Below are 25,930 nucleotides of genomic sequence, written 5' to 3' on the forward strand. Positions count from 1 at the left end.
TCAGAGCGGAAAACTACCCATGAGTAATCACATTCTGCTGCACAAGTGCATCCAGGATATCTGAAGGCATGGTGCCGCTTAACGTCAACTGAGGCGCGAGGTCTTCAACTACAATCACTTGCTCTGTTGTACCTAAGCCATCAGGGTTGATGGTTAACTCAACATCATTCCCTTCTAACTTAGCATCAACATGCTGAAGCAATGTCGCCATATTCACATTCGCGTCTTTCAGTTCAGGTAATACCTCACGTAGATCAATCTGGTCACCCTCGGCTAAGTTGAAGTCAGTGATCGTATCTTCGACACCATCCTCAATGTTCAGCCAAACAAACGAGTCCATACCATCACCACCGGTCAAGATATCCGAACCGCCACCACCAATGAGCGTATCGTTGCCATCACCGCCGATAAGGGTGTCATCACCCGCTCCGCCTTCAAGTCGGTCATTACCTGAGCCCGCCGTTAGATCTGTTGCATTAGCCCCAGCCAGCAACTGAACATCATCGGTCTCACCAGCCAAATTAATATCGACCGCATTCGACACAATGTTCACATTTAGGTCGATTGCCGCCGATGTGGCTGTATCGTTGTTATCTAACTCTTCAGAAACCGCCTCAACTTTAAGTGTGTAGCTACCTGGAGTTTGAGAAAGCCCAACCACTTGCAAACTTTCAATTGCATCAGCGGTCGCCATCCATACCCCACCACCGAGATCCGTTACGGAGCCAACGTCACTGGTGATTTGAGCGCCCGCAGGCACATCACTGATGTGCAGTGTTAGCTCTTCAGTAACGTCTGTTAGAGCTGCGATAATGCCAACCAAAGGAACACCACTATTACTCACCGACTGGCTCGCAGTGATGTTTCTTACGTAGTTAGACGCCGGATCAATCGTTAGGCTTGGCGCGTTCGCGACAGGCGTCACCGCAATGTTGTAAACAACAGGTGCAGTTTCAATGGCGATACCAGAAGGATTACCACTGTCTTTGGCAGTGACCTCTAAGCCGATGCTGTTGGTTGGAGCCAAGCTCGCATCAAGGTAAACTCCATTCGGACTGGTCGGTGTGTCAATCAAGGCATTCAGATCGCTCAGCGTCCCTACTAACGTCACCGAACCACTATTGTCACCATTAACGGTCACACTAGTACCAGCAGGTAGTGATACTGAAAGCGTTCCATAATCAACGGTCAGCGTTACTGTCATCAAGTCATTAGCAAAACTATCGACATAATCAGGGTCACTAACATTAATACCACTAAGCAGTTGTCCTGCGTCTTCATCAATCAACGTAGTGACACTGTCACCATTAACAACAGGAGTATCGTTCAAACCTTGTACCACGGCAGTGATTTCAGCGGTATCGGTTAGGAAGTCATTAACGCCATTCGTTGTCCCGTCATCCTCTACGGTATAAGTAAACTTAACATCACCGTTATATTCATCGGCTGCGGTAAACACCCAATATGGGCCCGTAATCGTAGCATCATCAGCACCACCCACGTTTTCGAAGCGTTGCAGTGTGCCCTGGCCTTGATCGAGCACCAAACTGGTCACAGCAATGGCATCATTGTCTGGGTCCGTGGTCGCCGCTATCAAGTCCTCTTCTTTGATGATCAATAGACCTTCTTCAAGCATGGTGCCTAGGTCAATATCCGCCGCGACAGGCTGATCATTCACTTCGGTGACTTCAAGGCTAATTTCAGCACTGTCAGTTAGGAAATCATCGACACCATTTGTCGTGCCGTCATCCTCAACGCTATAAGTGAATTTAACGTCGCCGTTAAAATCGTTGTCAGCGACAAATAGCCAGAATGGACCGGTAATCGCTGCGTTATCAGCGCCACCAGCATTTTCAAAACGCGTTAACTGACCTTGTCCCTGAGTCAGGGTGACACCTGTTACCGTGAGGTTGTGGTTTTCAGGGTCAGAACTTGCTGCAATCAAATCACCTTCAACAATGACTATCTGGCCATCTTCAGCAATCGAGCCTAAATCAACGTCTGTCGCGATAGGCGCGTCGTTTACTTCCATCACCTTAATCGTGAAAGTCGTCTGGTTAGTCTGTGCAGTGTTCGAATCCGCTGGGTCAATAAGACCATTGTTACCGCCGTCATCGAGTGTTGCATTGATTGTCACCACCCCACTCTGGTTGAGGTAGTTCTGGTCTGGATCCGGCTTGAAGGTCACCGCACCATTGGTCAATGCCGTATTAATGTCAGCTTCTTTACCCGTGATGACCAGCGAACCGTCAGGTTGCAAGACAAATGTTACATCTGGAGAGCTTGTAAACTCAAAGACGCCCTGTGCTCCTGGCAGTGTTTGGTCAATCTCCAACGTCAGCGTATACGGTGCATCTGGGTTGTCAAAACTTGCGTCTACGTCGTAGATGCTGAAGTTATTAATCGCCACACCAGCTGAGTCTTCTTGCGTTTCAATGTTGGTAACGTTGACGAACGTTGGTTGATCGTTGATAGGATCAATCACTAAATCAACATCGAAGCTGGTTGGAGTACCCAGGTATTCAGTGTTGTCTGCATCTGTATCCACAGAACGAACCGTGATTTGCAGTGGACCTGTAATACCCAACGCATTACCTGTTTCGCTATTGTGTTGACCAGAATTAAATACGATCTTATCAAGCGACTGAGCAGGCACATCCAGTGTCCAAATCTGTGTCACCGGATCGTAACTAGCCAAAGTCGTTCCGTCTGGATAGTAGATAGAGGCATCTTGAGGTACACCAGCCACCTCTACACGAAGTGTCTCTGGCGCATTTTCAGTATACGTGCCGCTGCCTGTTGCAGACAGCTCTTTATCTAAAATAGTCGCGTTGATTTCGATATCAATGTTTTGGCCTTCATTGCCAGTAACAGAGTCCGTTGGGTTGGTATCAACATCATCACCCACTGGCACCACATGCAGCTTAAAACTTGGCAGATTCGATGCTGCAGTTGGCACGCCTAACAAGGATTCTTGAGTAAAGACAGCAACGCCAAATTCCGCCGTACCACTAAAGTTTTTAGGCGGTAAGATCGAAATCTCACTCAAATCAAATGACAACCCTGATGCTTGAGGAAGCTGAACACTCCACTCACCACCACCATTATTCTTCACTGTATATGCGGAACCCGGATCTGCACTCATTAAGAAGCCATCTGGCACACCAGTGAACTTAATCGAAACGAACTGCTCTGAGCCGTCTAGGTCAGTGAGCGCAATGGAGACAGGTCCTGTTCCCGATAGAGAAATAGCTTGATCTTCATTGCCCGTAATCTCAATGACATCAGGATCACTACCGGGCCCTGTTACAAGCACATCATCAACCACAGGGACAACTTCAAAGCTAACACTGGTATTGAACGTATCAGTATCGGTTGCCGTTCCGGCTGGAGACGAGGCGTCATTGTAGGTAGCAGTATCGGTTATTGTTCCGCTGACATTCACTTGTACTTGGTTGATGTCGTTACCCGTTGGGTAATTCGGAGCAGGACGGAACAATACATTGTCCAAAGCACCGGCATTAATTTCCGCTTCATTGAAGGTCACGGACGTGCCAAGCGATACACCCGCACTTGTGTAAAACGCACCGACGCTTGTGTCATCCAAAGTCAGCGTAATAGATGTGAATTTTTCGTCACCACCCTCAACCCCACTGACTTGGTCAGTAATGGTCGTGCTGAAATCAAGCTGAATGTAAGTATCTTCGTAACCCACCGGATCTTGTCCCGGTTGACCATCAGTATCAACAGGATTAAACGAGTCATCGAGCGAACCAACAACCGTTACATCAATGTCCGGGTTACCTTCAACGTCAGGAGCGACTTTAATCACGACATCGGTCACCAAGGTTTTCTCATCACCAGACAGTGTATCTTTGGTGACTATTGTGATTGGTAACCTAAAGTCGCCAGAATAGTCAGCAGGCAGATTAAGTAGCAGACCAGAGAAATCCGTTGGAACACCCTGATCGACCGTTGTTTCAAATACATACTTCCCGTTTACGAAGTCAACATCACTGCCTCCCCCTAAACTGATTGGGAAAGTTATTCCTGGGGGAATGGTCACAGAGTCATCAATAGTGATAGTTACTTGGTCTGTTGAAGCGTCTTCACCGGAGAATGTGATCAGACTATTTAGTGCCGTTCCCAAGTCTAACTGTGTGTCTTCTACAGCATCGACAACGCTATCTGGTGTCATCGTAATATCTGCAGCCACCTCGCTCCCGCCAACAAGCACTTCTGGAAATGACAAATTCACTTCACCTTCCCTTTGAACCGCAACTGATGACTCAGTTTCAGTGCCATCACCTCGGTCAATCACGGTACTATAGATGGTCATCTTGATGTCATTGAAAACGCCTGGAACTCCAGAAACTGGCGGAAACGTAAGGCCGTTTGGTGCACTAATACTAAACAGGTCTTCATTGGTTACCACCCAACGACCATTACCTTCATAAGCGGCACCCATTACAAGCAGCTGATTGAGGACAGCATCTGATAGCGCTGAGTCGTCCACATTAGTCAGTTGAATCACTAGCTGGTCAACCTCTTCGATAGCAGACGAAGCATCAGTTTCTTGGTATCGAATAACAAACTCACCCGTAACCGATGTATTATCACTGTTGGTTGTGAATTTGAGAACACCCGTTATAGCATCCGCGACCACTGTACCCAAGTCTGTAAGACCTGCGACCTCATCTACAACCAGCTTGTTGTTAGCATCTTCAGGCTCAACCACAGGTCGCACACGAACATCAATCGAACCTGTGATTGTCGCTGTTGCAATACCCTGACCTGGGTCAGTTACGTCAACATATTCATGATCGCGTTCTTCAATCATGACAACCGTATTCAGCGTAAAATCGGTGCTCGAATCTTGTTCCGGTATTATCTGAATAAAATTATTGTTCAGTGCTATCTGGGTGAACGCTTCTGGAGTCTGTCCAGTCTTAGGTGTGATGGTTAGCGTTCCGGCTACAGCATTGTAGTTCCAAATTACATCACCGTTTACAACCACACTTGCAACACCACTTGGAATGCCACTTATGACGATTGAAGTGAAGTGCTCATCATCGTCAATGTAATCAGTGCCCTCTGGGTGCCAATCAATGTTGATCGCCGTATCTTCGTCCCCACGAGTTACCGTATTGTAGGTTGCTGAGGTATCAATCCTAGGCTCTACAAGTATACGAATTTCCTTATCAAAAGAGAGTGTATGGCCATCATTCTCAGTCACGACCACTTTACCCAAAATACTAATGTTCTCCGTAGATGAGTCAACTGGCCTTATATGGATACCTGAAGTTACCCCAGCTTCCGTTATATTGGCTTCGTAAATAGGTTTAGATAAATCCGGACTTCCATTTGGACTAGTTGCATAACCGACAAAATTTAGATCAATCGTTGCTCCATCACCATCTTCAAGAACGACCCCCTCAGGAATGCCTGAAAGAATAACCGTTACAGACTCTGAGCCATCGTCAGGTAACGGTGTAGTGCCGCTATCTGGTCTTCTCTCACCTGACAATACGGTGAAATCAAGCTCAGCGAAGCTGTCACCATTTTGACTCTCTTGAATCGTAGTTTGGACACCGAATATCGAACTATCAGTAATTTCCGTCCATGCAGTACCGTTTGTACCACCGTAAGGGCTGTCCGCTACCCCTTTAACCTCAACGTTTACCGTTTTAGTTCCTAATATTTCTTCATCGACCTGAGGCCCAGAAGAAAGGTTCGCGGTATCTTTGACAACACCAGTAACCTCAAACGTAAAGTCGACATTGCTGTGTTTAGCCGGAACGATCTCTACATTGGCTAAGTCGGAATACGCCACTTCCTGATAATCGACACCGTTGATGGTGATTGTGGGAACCAGAGTAGTGGTTCCAAGGAAATAAAGCACCGCACCTTCGGTTATATTGCTGATTCGAACAAACAACTCTTCGGAGCCATCAGTGTCCACCGAGCCATTCATGGTGATCACTTCATCCAAGGTGAAGGCATCTTTGTTCGCCAGAGGACCGAGGTAGTCTGGATCATCAATATTGTCTTCATTAATACGAATTCGGTTAACGCTGAACGAGCCAGGGTCCGCATCGGCAGTCACATCAATGATAATGTTTTGCTCTACAGAGCGAGCCGTTGTCTTATCATTTGCCCCGCCGTTAGCCGAATCATCGTATGGGTTGAGCGTCTCCTCAGTAATTGCGGTTGCTTTGAACTCAATTTGTCCAGAGAAGTTGTCGATTGGATTAACCACGGTGCTATTGATATCTGCAGCAGCAATCGTGTAGACACCATTGACTGGCGTTAACACATTGCCATTTTGATCCAACAGCTCAAACTTCCCATCACCTTGAACTGCTTCTAGCTCATAGGTAATCGTCTCAGTATTACTGTTATCTTGCGACTCTGCATTCAGTTGAAGTGTCACATTGTCTTCATCTTCATTCACTTGATATTGATACGTACTATTCGCATCATCCCAAGTAGCAATATCCGCTACCGCTTCAATCTCAATTCTGAAGTTTGAATTTACTGTATGGTCAAGCGTACCGTTGTTATCAATTTCAAGCTCGTAGTTGATTCGCACACCATTGTCATTTGAACCGTAGTTTTGGTCTGGAACAAAGAACAAGTTATCGATTGTCGCGATGATGTCTAATGGCTGGTTCGTGCTTGGAGCAAAGCTCTGCTGCATTTGAGGCGGACCAAACAAGATATCACCGTTTGGTTCAGCGACTAACTTGTGATATTCCACGCCATCAAAGTAATAGAACGTCCCTCTGTGATTACCACTTTGAATCGTCAGTTGGCCGATAGACTCGTTATTATCTTGGTCCTTCAGGTTAACCTGCAGCGCAATTTGTGCTGGTGCATCAGGCAAGCCGCTTTGGTTATCTTGAATATTCTCGAGGCTTGGAGCATCACCCGTTGCGTAAGGGATTGTCGAGTCTCTACCCGCCTCCTCAAACGTAGTTACCTTAAGCGATACTGCTGATGACTCTTCATCGGTGATCGTGATGTTCAAAGGCGTTGATGAAGTATCTAAATCACCGTCTGTCGCAATCACATTGATCGAGAAGTCGATGGTGTCTCCATCATGATCGAGATAGTTGGTCGCTCTAAACTCCACTTCACCATTTGAATTAATACGTAATCTACCAAGCTCACGAGTATCGATACCGCCACTACCATCATCGGTTTGTTCATACACTCGTACTTGCTGGACACCACTGTTTAAGTCAAAGCTGCTACTGTATAGCCCATTGTTTCCTGTTCGGAACACGATGTCTGCGCCATTGCTGGTAATACCCTCTATGCGAGTCAGCGCTGCATCATCCGCACCCACATCCGTCGCATTGGCAAACATGTTAACTTTGGAGTTGCCATAACCTTGACCCTCAACTCGCGTGATCGATTGAGTGGTCACCAATGGAACATCATCAGTTACCGTAATAGTCAGATCGATCGCGTTCGATTTGTCTTGGTCAAAATCTTCGGCCACGACAGAGAAATCAAGCTCGATGGTGTTTTCATTCGCGCCATCAGGGTGCTTAAGTGGTTTAAACAGCTCAAATTGATAGCTGTTGTTTGAGGTATCAAAAATGATTTCAAACACAGGCTGATTGCTGGTTACCGTCTGTGCAACATAAGTGAAGGTTGTACCGCTTTGTGAAACAGGCAGCCACTCTAGGCTTTCTCCATCAGAAGTTAAGCCAGCAATCACTAAATTTTCATCGACCAATTCGTACTTAACAACACCATCAGCACCTTCATCAACGGTGAATAGTCCGTTAATAATGGTATCTTCGGATTGATCCGAACCAATCCCGGCAAGATCATCTTCATCAACCACCGTCTCACCCGTTGGCGCACTCATCACTGGCACATCATCGAGCACTTCGATCGGCAATACATACTGATTAGAGTCATCACCGTCACCATCAACGGCCACCACATCAAATGGAATCGTTAAGGTATTGGAATTTGGGCTTGTTGGATGGTTCAGAGGACCTAGCAACGTAAACGTATAAGAGCCGTCATTCGCGAGCGCGAGCGTGAAGATAGGAGTTCCGCTTGTCGTCGTACCTTGATAAGTCGTCGTATTCGCAGCTCCAGTGACTTCTGTAATAGAAATCGCTTCCGTTCCAGAGGTCAATGTCGCTTCAAGAGCAGAGATATTACGCAGTTCGTAAACCTCTACTTGGTCAGCACCTTCTGTGGTAACAAATGCACCTGTTGCTTGAGACACCACAGATCCAAGATCATCTTCATCAACCACAAATGTGCTGGTCACTGTCGTGTCGGTAATGACAGGTACATCATCGGTGATAGTAACGGTCAAAGGTTTCATCACAGAATCGGTATTGTCTTGGTCGACCGCGATCACTGGCAGAGTGAAGACTTGATCGTTGTTGCCTTGTACAGGCAGATGATCGAGCTCTTCCAACAAAGTGAAGGTGTATTCGCCTAGCACCACACTACTAAAAGTGATGGTAAAGATATCGGTTTGAACACCTCCACTTTCAACGAAGCCAATATAGGTTCCGCTGTTGGCAGGTTCTTCTTTAAGCTGAACTACTAAGCCATCCGATTTCAAATCACCAGACGTGTTGAACTGAGTGGTATCAATACGGAAATAACTCACATCATCACTTCCCGCTGTGAAAGTAATGGTTTCAGTTTGGCTCACAGGTAAGCTCGGAGATGAGCCATCCACGAGGTTCGCTTCTTCCAATGCAACCGTTGGTACCGTATCAATTACTGGTGGAGCACCATCTGAAATCGTCAGTGTCACTGTCGAAGTAACAATATCACCGTCTTTATCTTCTGATGTGAAGGTAATCGTCTTAACGATGTCGCCACCAGAATGATTCAGATTTCGATTAGGCTCAAAGCGCACATCGCCTTCAAGCGTGATAAACAACGAACCTTCTGTAAATACGAACTCTTGCTCACCAGTATTGGTTTGCACTAGAGATTCTTCAGGCTGACTACCATAAGTAAATTTGGTTATGGTGGCGCCATCAGCACTTTGTGCAGGCATCACATCAAATGTCGTTGTGGTAGGCGTACCCGTGCTTGGCTCAGTGATGCTAAGAGCACCAGATTGCATCAACTGAACGTCATCACTGATGGTCACAGAAAGCGGTTTAGACGGTGAAATATCGCCATCGGTATCTTGCGCATATACCGGCAAGTCAAAGCTGAGGTCGTTGTTTCCTAATCCGTCGACATGGTCCAAACGCTCTAACAAAGTAAACGTGTATTCACTCGGGTTAGTGTTATCAAATTCTAGGGTGAAGATAACTTTCTCAACACCGGAACCATCCGTTGTGAATGCTATGTAGTCACCGGAACCCGCCGGCTCTTCACGCAAGTTCAACTCAAGGCCATCAGACTTCAATACACCACTGGTATTGAACAGCCCTACTTCGACGACAATCTTCTCGATGTCATCACTGCTCGCGAGTGAAGTAATGGTTTGAGTCACGCTGACTGGGCTGCCACTCGGTGTTGAACCATCAGCCAGTAAGCTTTCAGACAAGCTAACACTCGGCACGACATTTAACGTTGGTCCATCACCATCAACGATAGTGAGTGTGACCGTTGAAGAGGAAATATCCTTATCAAAATCAGATGAAGTAAACTCAATCAGCTTAACAATGTCGTCCGCTGAGTGGTCAAGATTACGATTTGGTTCAAACCTTACATCGCCATCCAAAGTGACAAACAGCGAACCTTCAGTGAAAACAAATTCCTGCTCACCGCTGATGTTTTGATTTAAGGTAATCGCAGACCCACCGTCATAAGTGAACTGTGTAATGGTCGCCCCATCAGCACTTTGCGTAGGTAAAACATCAACCGTCGAGGTAGTTGGTGTGCCAGTATTTGGCTCTGTGATGGTTAACGTGCCACCTTGCATCTGTTGAAGGTCATCTTGAATGGTGACAACAACATCACGCTTAACTGAGTCATCACCATCAGTATCAACCGCATAAACAGGTAAGTTGAAGTTAAGGTTGTTATTAAGTGCACCATCAAGGTGGTCGAGTGCCTCAATCAGCGTGAAGGTGAACTGACCTTTGTTAACACTATCAAAATCAATGGTGAATACATTAGTTACGTTACCAGCCCCGTCATCAGTAAAGCCGATGTAGTCGCCAGGTGAAGCAGGATCTTCTTTTAGCTGAACAACAAGACCGTTTGATTTCAGCACATCACCTGGGTTGAATTCGTTGGTCGCGATTCTGAAGTGGCTTAAGTCATCGCTGCCCACAGTGTAGGTAATGATTTGTGTTGAACTCACCGCAGAACCACTCGGCGTTGAGCCATCTGCTAGGTTCACTTCCGATAAGTTCACGCTAGGAACAACATCGATGACCGGATCAATCCCATCTTGGATCGTCAATGTGACATCCGCGGTATCAGTATCGTTATCAAAGTCGCTGGTCGTTACCACAATCGTTCTAACAATATCACCCGCTGAATGATCCAGATTTCGATTTGGCTCAAAACGAACTTCGCCTTCAATCGTGATGTACAGTAAACCATCGGTTACGGTAAACACCTGCTCTGTCGTTACATTCGGATCCAAGGTGACAGCAGTACCACCATCGTAAATAAATTGGGTGACCTTTGCACCATCAGCACTTTGAGTCGGCATAACATCAATGGTTGGCGTAGTTGGTGTGCCCGCCACGAGATCAGCCAGTGAAGGCTCAACAATATTCAATGACCCGTCTTGTACACCTTGTACATCATCGGTAATAGTCACTGTCATTGGTGACATCGCAGACTCATCACCATCGGTATCCACCGCTATCACAGGTACATCGAAGTTTAAGGTGTTGTTCTGCAAGCCATCCGCATGATCCAACGCTTCAAGCAACGTAAACGTGTATTGCCCTAAATTGGTGGTTGAGAAGCTGATCGTGAAAACGTTGGTTTCTACGTTAGCACCGTCTTTCACAAAGCCAATGTAGTTACCAGAGTTCGCTGGCTGCTCTTTAATCTCAACCTCTAAGCCATTCGACTTCAAAGCCCCCGAAGTATTGAACTGAGCAGGGTCAATTCTGAAATAACTAACATCATCACTGCCTTCGGTATAGGTAATCACTTGAGTCATCGATACTGGATTGCCCGTTGGCGCAGAGCCATCAGCCAGATCGACTTCAGAAAGACTCACGCCAGGGATGACGTTGATGATTGGTAGATCGCCATCGGTAATAGTTAGCGTGACTGTCGAAGTCACCACATCACTATCAGAGTCACTTGAACTGACGACTATCGACTTAACGATGTCCCCGCCCGAGTGATTAAGATCGCGGTTTGGTTCAAAGCGTACATCGCCTTGCAGCGTGATATAAAGTGAGCCTTCAGCAACCACAAACTTTTGCTCACCCGCATCAATCTGGTCAAGCGTAAACACTGTGCCATCGTAATTGATTTGGGTAATAGTTGTGCCATCAGCCCCTTCTTGATCAAGAACATTGACGGTCGTTGTTGTCGGCGTACCCGCGGCTAAGTCAGCCACTGTTGGCTCTTCAATGCTGAGAGCACCATCCACCATGACTTGAATATCATCGGTAATCGTTACAGCCAGAGGCGACATCAGAGAGTCATCGCCATCACTATCGACCGCGTACACAGGCAAGTTGAACGTTAAGTCGTTATTCCCTTGAATCGGTGTATGGTCAATCGCTTCTAAAAGCGTAAAGGTGTATTCACCTAAAGTCGTACTGCTAAATGCAAGTGTGAAGACTGTGGTTTCTACATTTGAAATATCCGTAGTGAAGCCGATGTAGTTACCTGAGCCAGCAGGCTCTTCTCGAATCTCAATCACTAAGCCATCAGACTTCAGAGTACCGCCAGTATTAAACTCACTCGGCTCTAAGCGAAATTTTACAACATCATCACTTTGGTTAGTAAAAGTGATGGTTTCTGTTTGGCTAACCGCACTACCACTTGGTAATGAGCCATCAGCCAGATCCGCTTCTTCAAGAGCAACACTCGGTACCGCATCGATAGTCGGGTTATCGCCATCGGTTATGGTCAAAGTAACGGTTGCAGTGACCAGATCGTTATCAAAGTCATTGGATGTCACGATTATCGACTTAACAATGTCTTCGCTCGCGGAATGGTCTAAGTTACGGTTGGGCTCAAAGCGCATCTCACCTTGAAGGGTGATGTACAACTCACCTTCTGTGAAACTGAATTGCTGTTCGCCTGCGATACTCTGATCCAACGTTTTAACGATGCCACCAAAAGAAAACTCAGTAACCGTCGCACCATCAGCACTTTGGTTTGGCATTACATCAAGGGTATTAGTTGTTACCGTGCCATCAGCCAGATTTGGCTCAACGATATCTAGCGTGCCATCTTGCATGATTTGGATATCATCACCGATGGTTACATTCAGTTGAGACACTAAAGAATCATCGCCATCGCTGTCTACCGCATAAACTGGAAGATCAAAGCTCAGATCATTGTTCGCTAGGCCATCTGCATGGTCTAACGCTTCCAATAAAGTAAAGGTGTATTCACCGAGAGTCGTGGTCGAGAAGCTAACCGTGAATACTGGGATTTCAGTATTTGAGCCATCAGTAATAAAGCCGATATAAGTACCCGGATTCGCTGAATCTTCTTTTATCTCGACCGCAAAACCATTCGATTTCAGTGCACCACCAACATTGAACTCGGTAGGTTCAATACAGAAATGGGTCACATCATCACTTTGATTAGTAAAAGTGATCGTCTCAGTTTGACTTACAGCACCGCCACTTGGTGCTGAGCCATCAGCAAGGTTGGTTTCAGAAAGAGTAACGCTTGGCACCGTATTAATGGTCGGGATATCACCATCGGTAATCGTCAGGATGACTGTCGAGGTCACGGTGTCCTTATCGAAATCGCTTGAGGTGACCTCGATCTGTTTCACGATATCTCCACCAGTATGGTCGAGATTACGGTTCGGCTCGAAGCGAACATCACCTTGGATAGTGATATACAGTGAACCTTCAGCAACTACGAACTTCTGCTCGCCAGTATTATTCTGGTCAAGCGTTAATACAACCCCGCCATCATAAGTAAATTGCGTGATGGTCGCGCCGTCTGCCCCTTCTTGATCAAATACATTAACGGTAGTTGTCGTGGGCGTGCCCGCAGCCAAATCGGCAACTGTTGGCTCGACAATATTTAGAGATCCATCTTGCATGATTTGAACATCATCACCGATGGTCACATTCAACTGTGACACCAATGAATCATCGCCGTCGGTGTCTACCGCATAAACAGGAAGATCAAAGCTAAGATCGTTGTTCGCTAAACCATCCACATGGTCTAACGCTTCTAATAACGTGAAAGTGTATTGGCCGAGGGTAGTACTAGAGAAACTGATCGTGAACACGTTGGTTTCGACGTTCGACCCATCAGTCACAAAACCGATGTAACCACCTGGTGTGCTTGGGTCTGCTTTTAGCTCAACCACCAGCCCATTTGATTTGAGCGCTCCACCTACATTGAATTCTGTCGGTTCAATACGGAAACTCGCGACATCATCACTTTGATTGGTAAAGGTAATCGTCTCTGTTTGACTTACTGCAGAACCGCTTGGCGTAGAACCATCACTCAAATTAGTTTCAGATAAAGTAACACTCGGTACATTGTCGATCGTAGGAATATCACCATCAGTAATAGTCAACGTGATTGTAGAAGTAACAACATCACTATCTGAGTCGGTTGAAGTCACTACTATCGACTTAACGATGTCTCCACTTGTGTGGTCGAGGTTACGATTTGGTTCAAAGCGCACATCACCTTGCAGCGTGACATAAAGCGAACCTTCAGCAACCACAAACTTCTGCTCTCCCGTATTGTTCTGGTCAAGCGTAAACACCGTGCCGTTGTCATAATTGATTTGGGTGATGGTCGTGCCGTCAGCCCCTTCTTGATCAAGAACATTCACAGTCGTAGTTGTCGGCGCACCCGCAGCTAAATCAGCGACAGTCGGCTCTTCAATCGTAAACGCGCCATCTACCATGACTTGGATATCATCGGTAATCGTCACAGCAAGTGGCGACATGAGAGAATCATCGCCATCACTATCGACAGCGTACACAGGCAAGTTGAATGTTAGGTCGTTATTACCTTGAATTGGTGTGTGATCAATCGCTTCTATAAGCGTGAAGGTGTATTCACCTAAAGTCGTGCTGCTGAATGCAAGTGTGAAGACAGTAGTCTCGACATTTGAAGTGTCTGTGGTGAAGCCTATGTAGTTACCCGAACCCGCAGGCTCTTCTCGAATCTCAATCACCAAGCCATCAGACTTAAGAGTACCGCCAATGTTAAACTCACTCGGCTCCAAACGGAACTTTTCAACATCATCACTTTGGTTGGTAAAAGTGATGGTTTCTGTTTGGCTAACCGCACTACCACTTGGTGATGAGCCATCAGCGAGATCTGCTTCTTTCAGTGATACGCTCGGTATCGCATCGATAGTTGGGTTATCACCGTCGGTGATAGTCAGAGTAACCGTTGATGTTACTGGGTCTTTATCGAAATCACTTGAGGTAACCTCTATCAACTTCACGATGTCTTCACTCAAGGAGTGGTCTAGGTTGCGGTTTGGTTCAAATCGCACCTCACCTTGCAGCGTGATAAATAACTCACCCTCTGTGAAGCTGAATTGCTGCTCACCCGTGTCATTTTGGTCAAGCGTTCGAAGTTGACCGTCATAGGTGAACTGAGTAATCGTCGCGCCATCAGCACTTTGGTTTGGCATCACATCAATAGTGTTGGTGGTCACCGTACCGTCAGCAAGATTAGGCTCGACGATATCTAATGTGCCATCTTGCATGATTTGAACATCATCACCGATAGTCACATTCAGTTGAGACACAACAGAATCATCGCCATCGTTGTCTACCGCATATACTGGAAGATCAAAGTTCAGATCATTGTTCGCTAGGCCATCCACATGGTCTAGCGCTTCAAGTAAAGTAAAGGTGTATTCACCTAACGTAGAAGCAGAGAAGCTAATGGTGAACACAGGGATTTCAGAGCCCGAACCGTTAGTAATAAAACCGATATAAGTACCCGGATTAGAAGAATCTTCTTTTATCTCGACTGCAAGCCCTTGGGACGTCAGTGCCCCACCGACATTGAACTCAGTAGGCTCAATGCGGAAATTCGCCACATCATCACTACCAGCAGTAAAGGTGATCGTATCGGTTGCGCTTACTGCACTTCCACTTGGTGCAGAGCCATCAGCTAGATTGGTTTCAGATAAAGTAACAGGTGGAATCAGATTGATTGCCGGGTTTTGACCATCGGTAATACTTAACTCAAGCGTTGATGTATCAGTGTCGCCATCACCGTCTTCGGCTAAAAATGAAAACTGTTTGATGATAGTTTCGCTACTTGAATGATCGATATCACGAGCAACTTCAAAACTGAAATCACCGTTTAACGAGATAGTGACCACACCCTCTGTAAAACTGAAGGTTTGAGGCGCATCAGGTAGTAAGCTTTGATCTAATGAATAATCAACGCCGTCGTAGTTGAATGATTGAATAGTCGAACCATCCGCACCTTCGAAATTAAACAGGTTATATGAGACAACGGTATCGCCCGCCAAAGTCGGCTCAATGACCGACTCAACTTTATCAACAATATCAACGACATCATCTTTAACATTGATGAGAATTTCAGCGGCTTCTGGTGTGTTCGAACCGCCAGATAGTGCTGAACGGTCTCCATCCGCGTCAACGGCATAAATAGGCAGAGCAAAGGTTAACTGTGCATCTTCAGCGCCTTGATGTGACAGTTCTTCATAGAGGTTAAATTCATAGCTACCCAAGGATGGGCTATCAATTTTCACATCAAAGACCGTAATTCTAGAGCCATTGACTTCAACATAGCCTTCGTAAGTTCTTACACCGTTAGTTTCATCAATAAGCTCAAGCAATACGGCTTCGCCATTAGACGTTAAATAACCACCAGTATTAAACTCCGTAGGTTCAAGCTCGTAATGATCGATGATGTCGCTTTCAAAAATATCGGCAGTGATGCTTCCGCTACCCGCTACGGGCGCGGTTCCCTCTTGAGATCCACCAACAATACCAGCTTCATCAACATCAATACTGTCAACATTGGTCACAACCGGGCTATCGCCATCAGTAATCTCAATGTTAATGGTATTAGTTACAACATCTTGGTCAAAGTCCGTAACCGTGATCGGCAGCGAAAAAGAGAGTGAGTCAGTGCCGATCTGTTCGATCGGATTAAACTGCTCAAATTTAAAAGTGCCATCGGTATCAAGTGAGATAGTAAGGACCACCTCGCCACGACCTTGGATTGCCAGAGTGATCGTCGTGCCATCATCAGAAAGTCTGGCCAGCGTGTTCTGATTATCACTGAGTACGCCATCAAACTGTTCTAATGCACTTGCATCGAAGACTGCTGATTGAAGGTTATCACTACCAATATTTGAAAACGTGCCTTCAATTGCAGCACTGCTTGTTTCAACGTTACTGATATTCACACTTTCAGCAGACGGATCTACCCCGTCAAAGACGGTCACTTGCGCATTGATCGGTGTGACAAGCTCATTACCTGCGGTGTCTTGACCTTGTATGTCGAAGGCGATGTTGATTTGGTCGCCCGTAAAGGAAACCTGACCGCCACCAATTGACGGGACATGATCTATCGGTTGGGAAACAGTTGTGGTCAGCGATAATTCAACGTCATTTCCAACACTCACGGCATCAATATCGATGCGCAGTACTTCATCTGTACCTTGAACACCAATAATCGAATTGGAGGCTGAATCAAACGTAAAAGTTACCGGTTGACCACTAGAGGTAATGTCGCTATTAAGTTCACTAAGGAGCGAGGCGAGAGAAAGTGTTTCTGGAGCAAAAGAATCTGGGTCAAGCGCTAAACTACCCGCAACAACGGTATCAGTAACCGTCACAGATTGAGGGTAAGTATTGCCTGAAATGGAACCTTCGGTAAGTGCTTCAGCGATGGATTGACCACCCGATGAGAGCGTGATCGATCTAAGCTCTTCTCTGTCTTCATCAACAGATTGCACTTCTAGACCAGAAGTTTCAAAGAAGGTCGAAGGATGAGTTTCTATGTAGGTGTAATCTATAGTAACAAAGCCTGCGTTTGCAGAACCTAGACCACCACCAGCAGCGGTAGCTTCTAAAATTTGAGTTGGATCGGCACCACCTAAAATGGCTTCTTGGATGGCTGCAAGGTCATCATCAGTAAATGAATCATCAGCAGCTTGCGCCAAATCGATATTCACCTCTCCGGCGATAGGCGCATCTGCCCAAGCCAAGTCTTGATCGACACACCCAACACAATTGCCCTCAACCTCAACAGGGCCGCTAGGCAAACCTATTAGGAGTTCAGCATCATGCGCGGTAATAACAATCTCATTTTCACGGATGATATCGCCAACCGAAACTTTTCTGGCACTGCCTTCAGGCTTAACTACAACCACATCTCCACTGGTAGCTTCAACTACCACAGTCTGACGCGAAACTTCGATATCCATATATCCCCCGATGTCACAAGTCGCTGCTTAAGAGCGGTGAACATTGTTTGTAAAAGCAATCTCAGATTTTCATTAACTTATATCTCACTCTTCGGAACACATTCAAACGGTTCATCGAAGAGGTACAAAAAGAGAATAAAATTCACCTGTTTTTTTTATAATTTACTTACCTTTAAGCCTAGTCTTCCGCATAAAAAATGCCATATCTGCGTGAGTAGACCTCTTCATGCAAATTTGTCTATTTTCCAAGAGTTTCCAGAACATGAGTTAAAAGTTAGTAGGGTGCTGATTTATATGCAAATAAACTCACAGATATACACACCTCTCAATTTCATAAATTTATACCGCAATAAAGTTAACAAATCATTAGCGAAAATAAGGCATTAATTGAAGTGAGCTATGTATCAACAACTAAACTGCAACTATTCCCATCTTTGAGACAACACGCAGGCTATCGCCTCTAGGAAACCACAAAAACACAATAAAATAAGTTGCATAATAGATATTTAGCAGAAGATTACCCAACCTATACCGCAAGCGTTGTCACCTTTGCGATAGCTTAGTCAATCAAGCTGCTGTAAAAACAAAAAAGCCCACCAAGTAAAACCTGGTAGGCTTTTAAATCAGATAGCAACGCTATGTTTATAACAACGACATTTTATGATCTAGCTAGACGATTCGCCGTCCAAACATAAAGCAGCTCAAGCGCAATCGTAGCACCCGCTAACGCTGTGATGTCACTTTGGTCGTACGCTGGAGACACTTCTACAACGTCCATACCAACCATGTTGATACCCTGCAAACCACGGATGATTTTCAGAACTTTATCTGAGTTCAAACCACCACACACTGGCGTGCCAGTACCCGGTGCAAAAGCAGGATCAAGACAGTCGATATCAAACGTCAGATACACTGGCTTATCACCAACAATACCTTTCACTTGATCCACACTCATGTCATTGGCCACAAATCTATAAATATGGCAAAGTCACACTTAAACCATAAAAAAAGAAGCCAAAGGCTTCTGTTTTAAAGGGGAATACAAGTTGATGTTAGATTCGGGATTGTTCCAGCACATTTTCTGCATAGTTTTTAAGGCTTGTGATCCCTATAGTTGGGATATACTCCTCAAGCGCATCAATCGCTTCTGGGTACTGAATCGCCATGCTCCCAAGCAAATCAATCAGCTGCTTAATCACTTGCTGGTTAGTTTCAGCAAATAGACGTTCTCTGTATACCTGAACAAACTCAGATTGCGGCGTGGTGAAACTCAGGCCTGCTGATGCGATTTCTCGAACGCGTTCATCTTCAGCTTCCAATAAGCCAAGCAACACAGATTGAGCTTCTGGTGTATTCACGAATCGGAGTGAATTGACGGCCGCATGGCGCACGGATTTATTCTCATGGCTTAAGAATGGCGTAACCTTATCTATTTGGTTAGGTGAACCAATGTTACCAAGCACACTTAGTGAATCAGCGATATCGCTCGCGTCTGAAGCCTGACTCAATTCAAGCTCAAACTGTTGATAAAGCTTATTGCCCCTGTCTTCATCTCTGTCCAGTAAATTATTCGCCATGCTACCTAACACCAATTTTGCCTGTACTTGATCTTCATGTTTAAAGAGCGTTTGAGACATTGTCTGAACCGTATCAACGCTTGCTTGAGTCGGCTCTTTTAGGAATGCAAGCTTTAACATGATTGCCTGCTGCTTCGATACCGACGAAGTATTGAGTACATCCAATAAAATTTGCTGGGCCCCCGGTGAGCCAACATTAACCAAAAGTGCACTCAGCATTTGAAATGACGGGTGGCTGGCGTTGTACATTCGCATCCACTCTTCTATCTGAGCCAGTTTAGAGGGGTCCAACGTAACCCAGGCACGAAGCTCAAAGAACAACTGAGAGCGCTCTTTATTGCCATAAGACGGCGTTGCGCGCAGACGACCTTTAAAGGTATCAGGGTCAGCATTAGACAAGGTATTTTCATACATTTGAGTCTTCAACAGCGCTTTCTGATACGATCCATCTAAAGTATCTTGTACAACTAACCCAACCAAAGCAGTTCTGGAGTCTGCTATTTTTGACTGAAAAAGATAGTTCAGGCTAAGAGACATACTCTCTCTAGCCATCAAACGGTTAGCGGAAAAGGTACTTCGCTCTCTGTTGGTTTGAATCTGCTCGATACGTTTAAAGAACCTACTGATCACCACATTCGTGAATTGACTTATGCGGACTTGCGGGTTAAGAGCAATGTACTCTTTTAAGATCGTAGTATCCAACGTTGGAGAAGAACCTTCCTGCAAGCGGTAACTCACATCGTAATCTGAGGTAAAGTCGCCTTCTACAGTCTGCCAGCTGGCTTTACCGTCGTTGGTAAGCGAAACCTGAAACTGCCCTATCCACTCCTTTAATACAGGAGAGAACTCTGCGAAGTAACGTTCCTGAAACTCTAAGCCGGATAGATGACCATTTTTATTCAGGATGCCCGTTACAACGATGTCTTTCGGCCATACCCAATTCACTTCTTCGTTGATGCTGGCTTTAAAAGTGTCTGCATCAAACGAAAACTCCAATTGATAGCCTAATGCATTTTCCTCAATAACATGGATATGCATCTTACCTTTGAAGGCATAGTCCACGTCTATTGAAGAGCCAATAAGGTTGGCAGATCCGGTATACCCCGAAGCATAACCAGATGCATCACTGGTGTACTCTAACCCGTAAGTATATGTATTACCGGGCTCGAAACGGATCAAGTACTTTTGCTCCGTTCCTTTGACATACCCAATCAAAATCATAGCAACAACCCCTGCCATTGTAGCCAAGTACAGCGTTACCTTTGTTGTCATTCTTTACCAACCTAATTTTTTAGTGTAGGAACCCGTGCAGGCTTCTTAGCACATTTGCGTTATCAATTTTTTCTTGTTCAATGACCGAAGTCGATGAGGTACCACCAAGCGAACTTACAGGCACGGAATCACCGAAGTTCAGGGCTTCCATATGCCAGTCAGCGGAGTTTCTAACCATCACTCTCTGAGCACGCGATTGAGCCGAATTATGATCAATCGTCGCCGCAAGCCAGGACTCATACTGCTCCAGATTTTGCTTAGCCGATTGGTTGCTCAACTGAAACTCTGCTCGTTTTTGAGGAAGTAGGGTAACGGATGGACTTTCAAGTTCCTCTTTCAACTTCTTAAAGGTATTTTGAATTCGAACCTGAGTTTTAGAACTATACTCAGTCAAAGCAACGTGCCTCTGATACAAATTCACTTTGCCCCTTAACGCATCTGCTTCACGTCGGTCGGTCTGGTCTATCAGAGAACCATTCATCTGAACCCCCTGATAACCATAAACTAGTTGCCAGTTCATGATAGGCTTTGACCACGCATAGCCACCGTAGCTATATAGATTCTTTGATTTACGCTTAGATCTGATGCACGGATATGGAATCTTAATGAATCCAACCTTTTTTTTACATATCTTTATCCAAGGATACTCAACATATGCGCTGATACCACCATTCATTGCCCGAAGTACTGCGTCAGAAGTCAGACCGAGTTTGAGGTATGGTTCACCAGACTGAGCGAAGAACACACCAGCTTTACCACGAAGTGGAACAGACAAATTCAATACGTCAATATTACCTCTTACACCTGCCGAAAGGACTTTTTTGATACCTACAGCCCCTTCACCAAATGCTGCTGCTTTCGCAATTGGTTGAATTTCCGCATACACTTGAGTCATGTATAAACCCCAGTTTAGACGAGCATTTGAGCTCGCGTACGCCCCAACACTGATATAAACTGGTATAGGGCCTATCGCGAATTGCTGAGTGTATTCATAAGAATAGCTGTATCCATCACCCCTCCCCAGAAGCTCTATGCTGTCCTTAATGATACCTTCGTTTTTCAGCCAGTGACGCTTATAAAGCTGATGACCTAGGACTTGAATATCAACATTACCTTCCAGCTTCTGTGGACCAACTTCAGCTTGCGCATAAGCCCCGATGGCATTGTTTTTTTTATTGAAGATGTAAACATCCGCTCGGCCCACTGCGATCGCCCATTGAACCTCTTCTGAGCCACGAATCTCGTAGTATGCAGACGCTGTAGTACCAGCAATGCTTCGCTTGCCAAGATCAAAGCCCGTCCAGTCTTTACGCTTCTTAAGTACCAAATCTGCTCGAGTTGGCGGTTCAAAAGATTCATTAAAGCTGATGCTAGGCACATCAGGGATATCCCAGTTAGTCGGAATGGCAAGCCCCAACTCTTCGATAGTTTGCTTAATGAACTCAGGAGACGGCATGGTTAACTTGATCTTTAGCCCGTCCAGTTCTAAAAATTCCGAACTCCACTCCATTGCTTTAACTAATGGAGACCAAGTCAGAATACTATCGATAGCTGGCAAGTCAAAACCCATTCCGGCCAATGCACTATTGAGATTATCTTCAATGTAAGAGATTACGGCCTGGGCAGTATTGCCTTCACTTCCGCCGCCAACGATTTGGACTAAACGATCAACATCTACCTCAGTTACACCATTTGAGGTTTTCATTGGCAGATTCATGGCTTCGTAAACGCTATAGCCAAGTGCACACAAGATCTTATTGGTGTTGTTTGCTGCTCGAATGTACTGATCGAATTTCGCCAGGTCACCAGATTTAAGTCGATACGGTTCATCAAGGAATTCCTTTAATTGCTCATCAGCATGGCCCGCGATGTGCCCATTGACCTTTTCCACCAGTCTATCGACATTTATTTGCGGGCAGCTTCCTGGATCAATAGCGTCCAAACGGCGCATTAATTCTTCGCGAGCATAAAGCTCTAACGCATCCAACAAACGCTTTTGTAACAATTCCGGATCGTTAAATAGCTCATAGATATCCACTGGCAACTGTTCAAAGGAATCATCACGCATACTATAGCCGTAAGGTGTGATCTGTGATTCCAGTTGGTTAGCTAAACCAATGTACTCGTTGATCTCAATACGCTCTGGCTGAGTTTCCGAAGTTACCCGAAGCAACAAGTAAGTTTTGCCAGATTGAACATCCAGTTCCAGATCGTCATTCGGGTATTTATTTGCCAACTCTCGAATTTCACTGTCTGTAAACGGGACAAACTCTTTTGGTGTTCTGTCTCCAAGTACGAGTTTGATAATTTCTTCCCCTGCTGATGCACCTGCATTTTGTGCAAACACGAAAGGCACATCAAAGAAAGTGAATAGAGAAAATAGACAAAACATTTTCTTCAATGTAGACATCATTGTATCACCTCCGAGAAAGGTGCTTGAGGAACACGAGATAACTGAGCATGCAGATAACGCTGCTGATCAAGCGTCATTTTTTGAATAGCGGTACGATCCAACCCAATCAAACTTTTCAGTAACGCGCAGTTATATTTCTGGTGGTTTGCCGAAATTTTACATTGCGGTGCATACGTTGACAGAGTCCTCCGATAAACATCATAAAGGGTAATGTATGCCCTTCTTTGAGCCACAATAAGAGCATGTTTTGCATCGTTGTACTTTCTGTCCATAAAATTCAGACTCGGCTGCTTCAAAGAGGCTTCTAAAGGGCTGCTAATGATTCGTACTCTGTCTTTTTGATAACTGGCTTCAAAGACTCTGAAATGTGCGTCAGCAAGGAACCAGTCTCGGCGTGCTCGTGACATGACAAACGATGCCGCTTTAGATGCATCATCAACAGGTTTGGACACTAGTGACTCAACCGCAAAAAGTTGCTTTAAGTTCTCTAGCGACTCAGTTAACTCAGGGTATTGAAGCCTTGAAAGGTTGATGATTGACGCCAATACTTCACTGGTTAGCAACAGAGCACTCTCTAAACGAGACATCTGCTCAACTGTGAATGTTTTGCTGATATCGTCAAAAGCACCATAAGTTGTGGTGACATTTGTATTCAAAGCAGGAATTGTTGTGCTGAACTCCTGGATGTAATCCGTCGGATACTGAGGTATGTCATTCAGAACCGCCATGCCTCGGACAGCCTGCTTACGGATTTGAGAAGATTCATCAATTGCTGTGTAGAGTTCATTGAGTAGCAGAGACGTTTCACTTTTAAATGCACCTGCATCCGATTTCGCTAAGGTTTGATGATCACTTAAACGACGCCTTAAATCGTTCATTTTATTCATCCAGACATTATGTTCGTCATACCATTTCGATACTTTGTCTGATACACCATTTTGTCCTAAGTAGTGCTCGTCTCTTGCCAATCTGTACTGACTCAATGATTGTAATATTTGATCAATTCGATAATTGAGTTGATTGAGTGACTTTTGCTGGTTGTCCAACTGTTCAGAGGTCACGTTCGCTGCGATTGCATTTCCCTGAAATAGCGCCAATAGCAAAGCCGCTCCAACTAGCCTAACTTTCATGTTATACCCAGTAGAAATAAATATAAGAGAATAAAAATGCCACTTAAGCGAATTAACTTAAGTGGCTTGATTGATTAAAGTTCAGCTAACTTATCTTGAAGTGCTTCAAGTTTTTCTCGATCGAGACTACGGGCGTTTCTTGCCACCGCTAACGTGTGCTCAATAACATTCTCAAGCGCCAAAATTTTTCGGCTATTTATCGTTTTCATGCTTTCAATGATAGAACGCAGATCTGAACTATTGGTATCAGAATAGGATATATCGCCAGTTAACTGCGCTAGAGAAATTAAGAATTCCCAATGCGCATAATGGACAGTCTCGTATTTCTTATAACCGGACTCATCGTAAAGATAATCAAAGTCAAAATTGAACAAGTTCTCTATACCACCAACACTAGTTTGTTGAGACAACTGGTTTAACTTTTCAAAATTTGGCCTTGAATTTACTGGGTCATGTAAGGACGTTTCCATGACCAGCGTCCATTCCATACTTAGGGCATCAAATTCTAAAGGAATATAACCCGCAGTGAAGAAATCAGGCACAAATACCGTCGTGGCAATCCTGTCCCATATGGTCGCCATTTCTTGCGTAATCTGATGTTTCATGTCGTTGCTTGAACGAAGTAAGTTCTCCAGAGACTGTCTTTCCACAATCAAAGAATTCGCTTCAGCAACAAGAACATCAGCCAGTCTTTCTAGCTCAGTAATGTATTCCGTTCCACCCGTAACATCCAGGTTCACACGCCAGTGCGGTTCGCTCAGGTCTTGACTGTTAACAACAGCAAACTTGACAGGGCTAGTACCACATCGTATCAAAAAGGTTTTCAACGCGTTAGGCTCAAATCCTCCGATACCAGAATCAGATGCGACGCCAATTTTTGATAGGTTGGAACCTTTATAGTAGAGCGGCACGTTAACTGAAGGCACAGTGGTGTTATCCACACAGCTCAATTCATAATATGCAGATGGCAAAACTTCAGATTTGAAGCTCCCAGACCACTTTGAAGTCACGTTTGTTGGCATCGGAGTCAAATTCGTCACTTCTGCTGATATAAAGGTCGTAATGTCACCAACTATGATTGGTACTAAGCCAAGGTTTTTAGAGATTCGGTTCTTCTTAACAATCTCTTTCAGTTCCCCACTGTAGTCTGCTCTCGGTACTTTGTAGGTAAGATCAGCCTGCACAGGCGTCACCATTAAGTTGTTGCTTACACAGGTTTCAATATTCCCGGACACACTACAGTGAGAACCACGGTGATAGTATGTAGATTTATCAAATTGATATGGCCCACTTCCACAACTGATAACATTTGCGAACTTGCCCGTATTAGTGTTGAACGCTTCATATACTGCTGCACAATTTTGGAGTTTTCTACTCACTGAAAACTCAGGATGACTCTGTCTGACACTTAATTCGCCCGCTAAATCTAAGCTTTCCGGATAAAGAACGATTGAAGTTTGGCTCGGCGACAAGGTTTTACGTTTGGTAGGTAAGGTATGCTCACTGACCCAATCGTCCAAACTGCAAGACCACTGAGCATGAGCAGGGTATTCATTGGAGCTAAGCGTACAGGTACTAGCAGCACTGGTGAACGTGACACCAGACAACACTACACCTATGGTTAGGTATAAGTTAGATAGTTTCATAGAGCTAATCATTCCTTAATCATTTGATAACTCTGAACAACAGGACTGCCCTGCTCACACGCTTCAGATATATGGAATTTCACTTTAGTTTTCGTGAACATTGCAGACGCTAGTACCGAAATAGTTTGCTGTTCAGAGGTAGAAACCAGTACTTGATTCCCTGCGCAGTCACTTGTAATGTTGAGTACATTCGGTAACACAATTTCGCAATACTCGCTGTCCATAGCACACTGTATATTACTGATTTCACTGTCATAAGTACCAGCGGCATTCACTCCAACTGAAAACAAAGCAAGACTGAGAAAAGTTTTGAATCTCATACTTCC

6 protein-coding genes and 1 pseudogene are annotated in these 25,930 nt (G+C 45.0%); all 7 read right to left on the reverse strand.

Annotation, left to right across the window (positions count from 1 at the left end; all coding sequences use genetic code 11):
• Positions 1-13: 13 nt before the first annotated feature.
• Positions 14-17,566 carry a retention module-containing protein gene (locus tag OCV52_RS09060; RefSeq protein ID WP_137408029.1) on the reverse strand — a complete coding sequence of 5,851 codons (17,553 nt, stop codon included), beginning with the start codon at positions 17,564-17,566 and terminating at the stop codon, positions 14-16.
• A 658-nt stretch (positions 17,567-18,224) separates the two neighbouring features.
• Positions 18,225-18,530, reverse strand: a pseudogene (locus OCV52_RS09065) (arginase family protein); the annotation flags it as partial.
• Positions 18,531-18,618: 88 nt separating this feature from the next.
• The gene (locus OCV52_RS09070) at positions 18,619-20,415 is read right to left on the reverse strand and encodes a HEAT repeat domain-containing protein (RefSeq protein WP_137408030.1); all 1,797 of its coding nucleotides are present in this window, start codon (positions 20,413-20,415) and stop codon (positions 18,619-18,621) included.
• 19 nt (positions 20,416-20,434) lie between these two features.
• Positions 20,435-22,828, reverse strand: coding sequence for a hypothetical protein (locus OCV52_RS09075; protein WP_137408031.1), 2,394 nt, complete (start codon positions 22,826-22,828; stop codon positions 20,435-20,437).
• Positions 22,825-23,958, reverse strand: a complete 1,134-nt coding sequence (locus OCV52_RS09080) for a hypothetical protein (protein ID WP_137408032.1) — start codon at positions 23,956-23,958, stop codon at positions 22,825-22,827. Before OCV52_RS09080 ends, OCV52_RS09075 begins: the two co-directional genes overlap by 4 nt.
• Before the next feature lie 74 nt (positions 23,959-24,032).
• Positions 24,033-25,604: a hypothetical protein gene (locus tag OCV52_RS09085; protein ID WP_137408033.1), complete on the reverse strand. Its 1,572-nt coding sequence runs from the start codon at positions 25,602-25,604 to the stop codon at positions 24,033-24,035.
• Between the two features lie 8 nt (positions 25,605-25,612).
• Entirely contained in the window at positions 25,613-25,924 is a 312-nt protein-coding gene (locus OCV52_RS09090; protein WP_137408034.1) for a hypothetical protein, read from the reverse strand.
• Between the last annotated feature and the right edge of the window lie 6 nt (positions 25,925-25,930).

It is taken from the genome of Vibrio chagasii, from assembly GCF_024347355.1.
Lineage (GTDB): Bacteria > Pseudomonadota > Gammaproteobacteria > Enterobacterales > Vibrionaceae > Vibrio > Vibrio chagasii.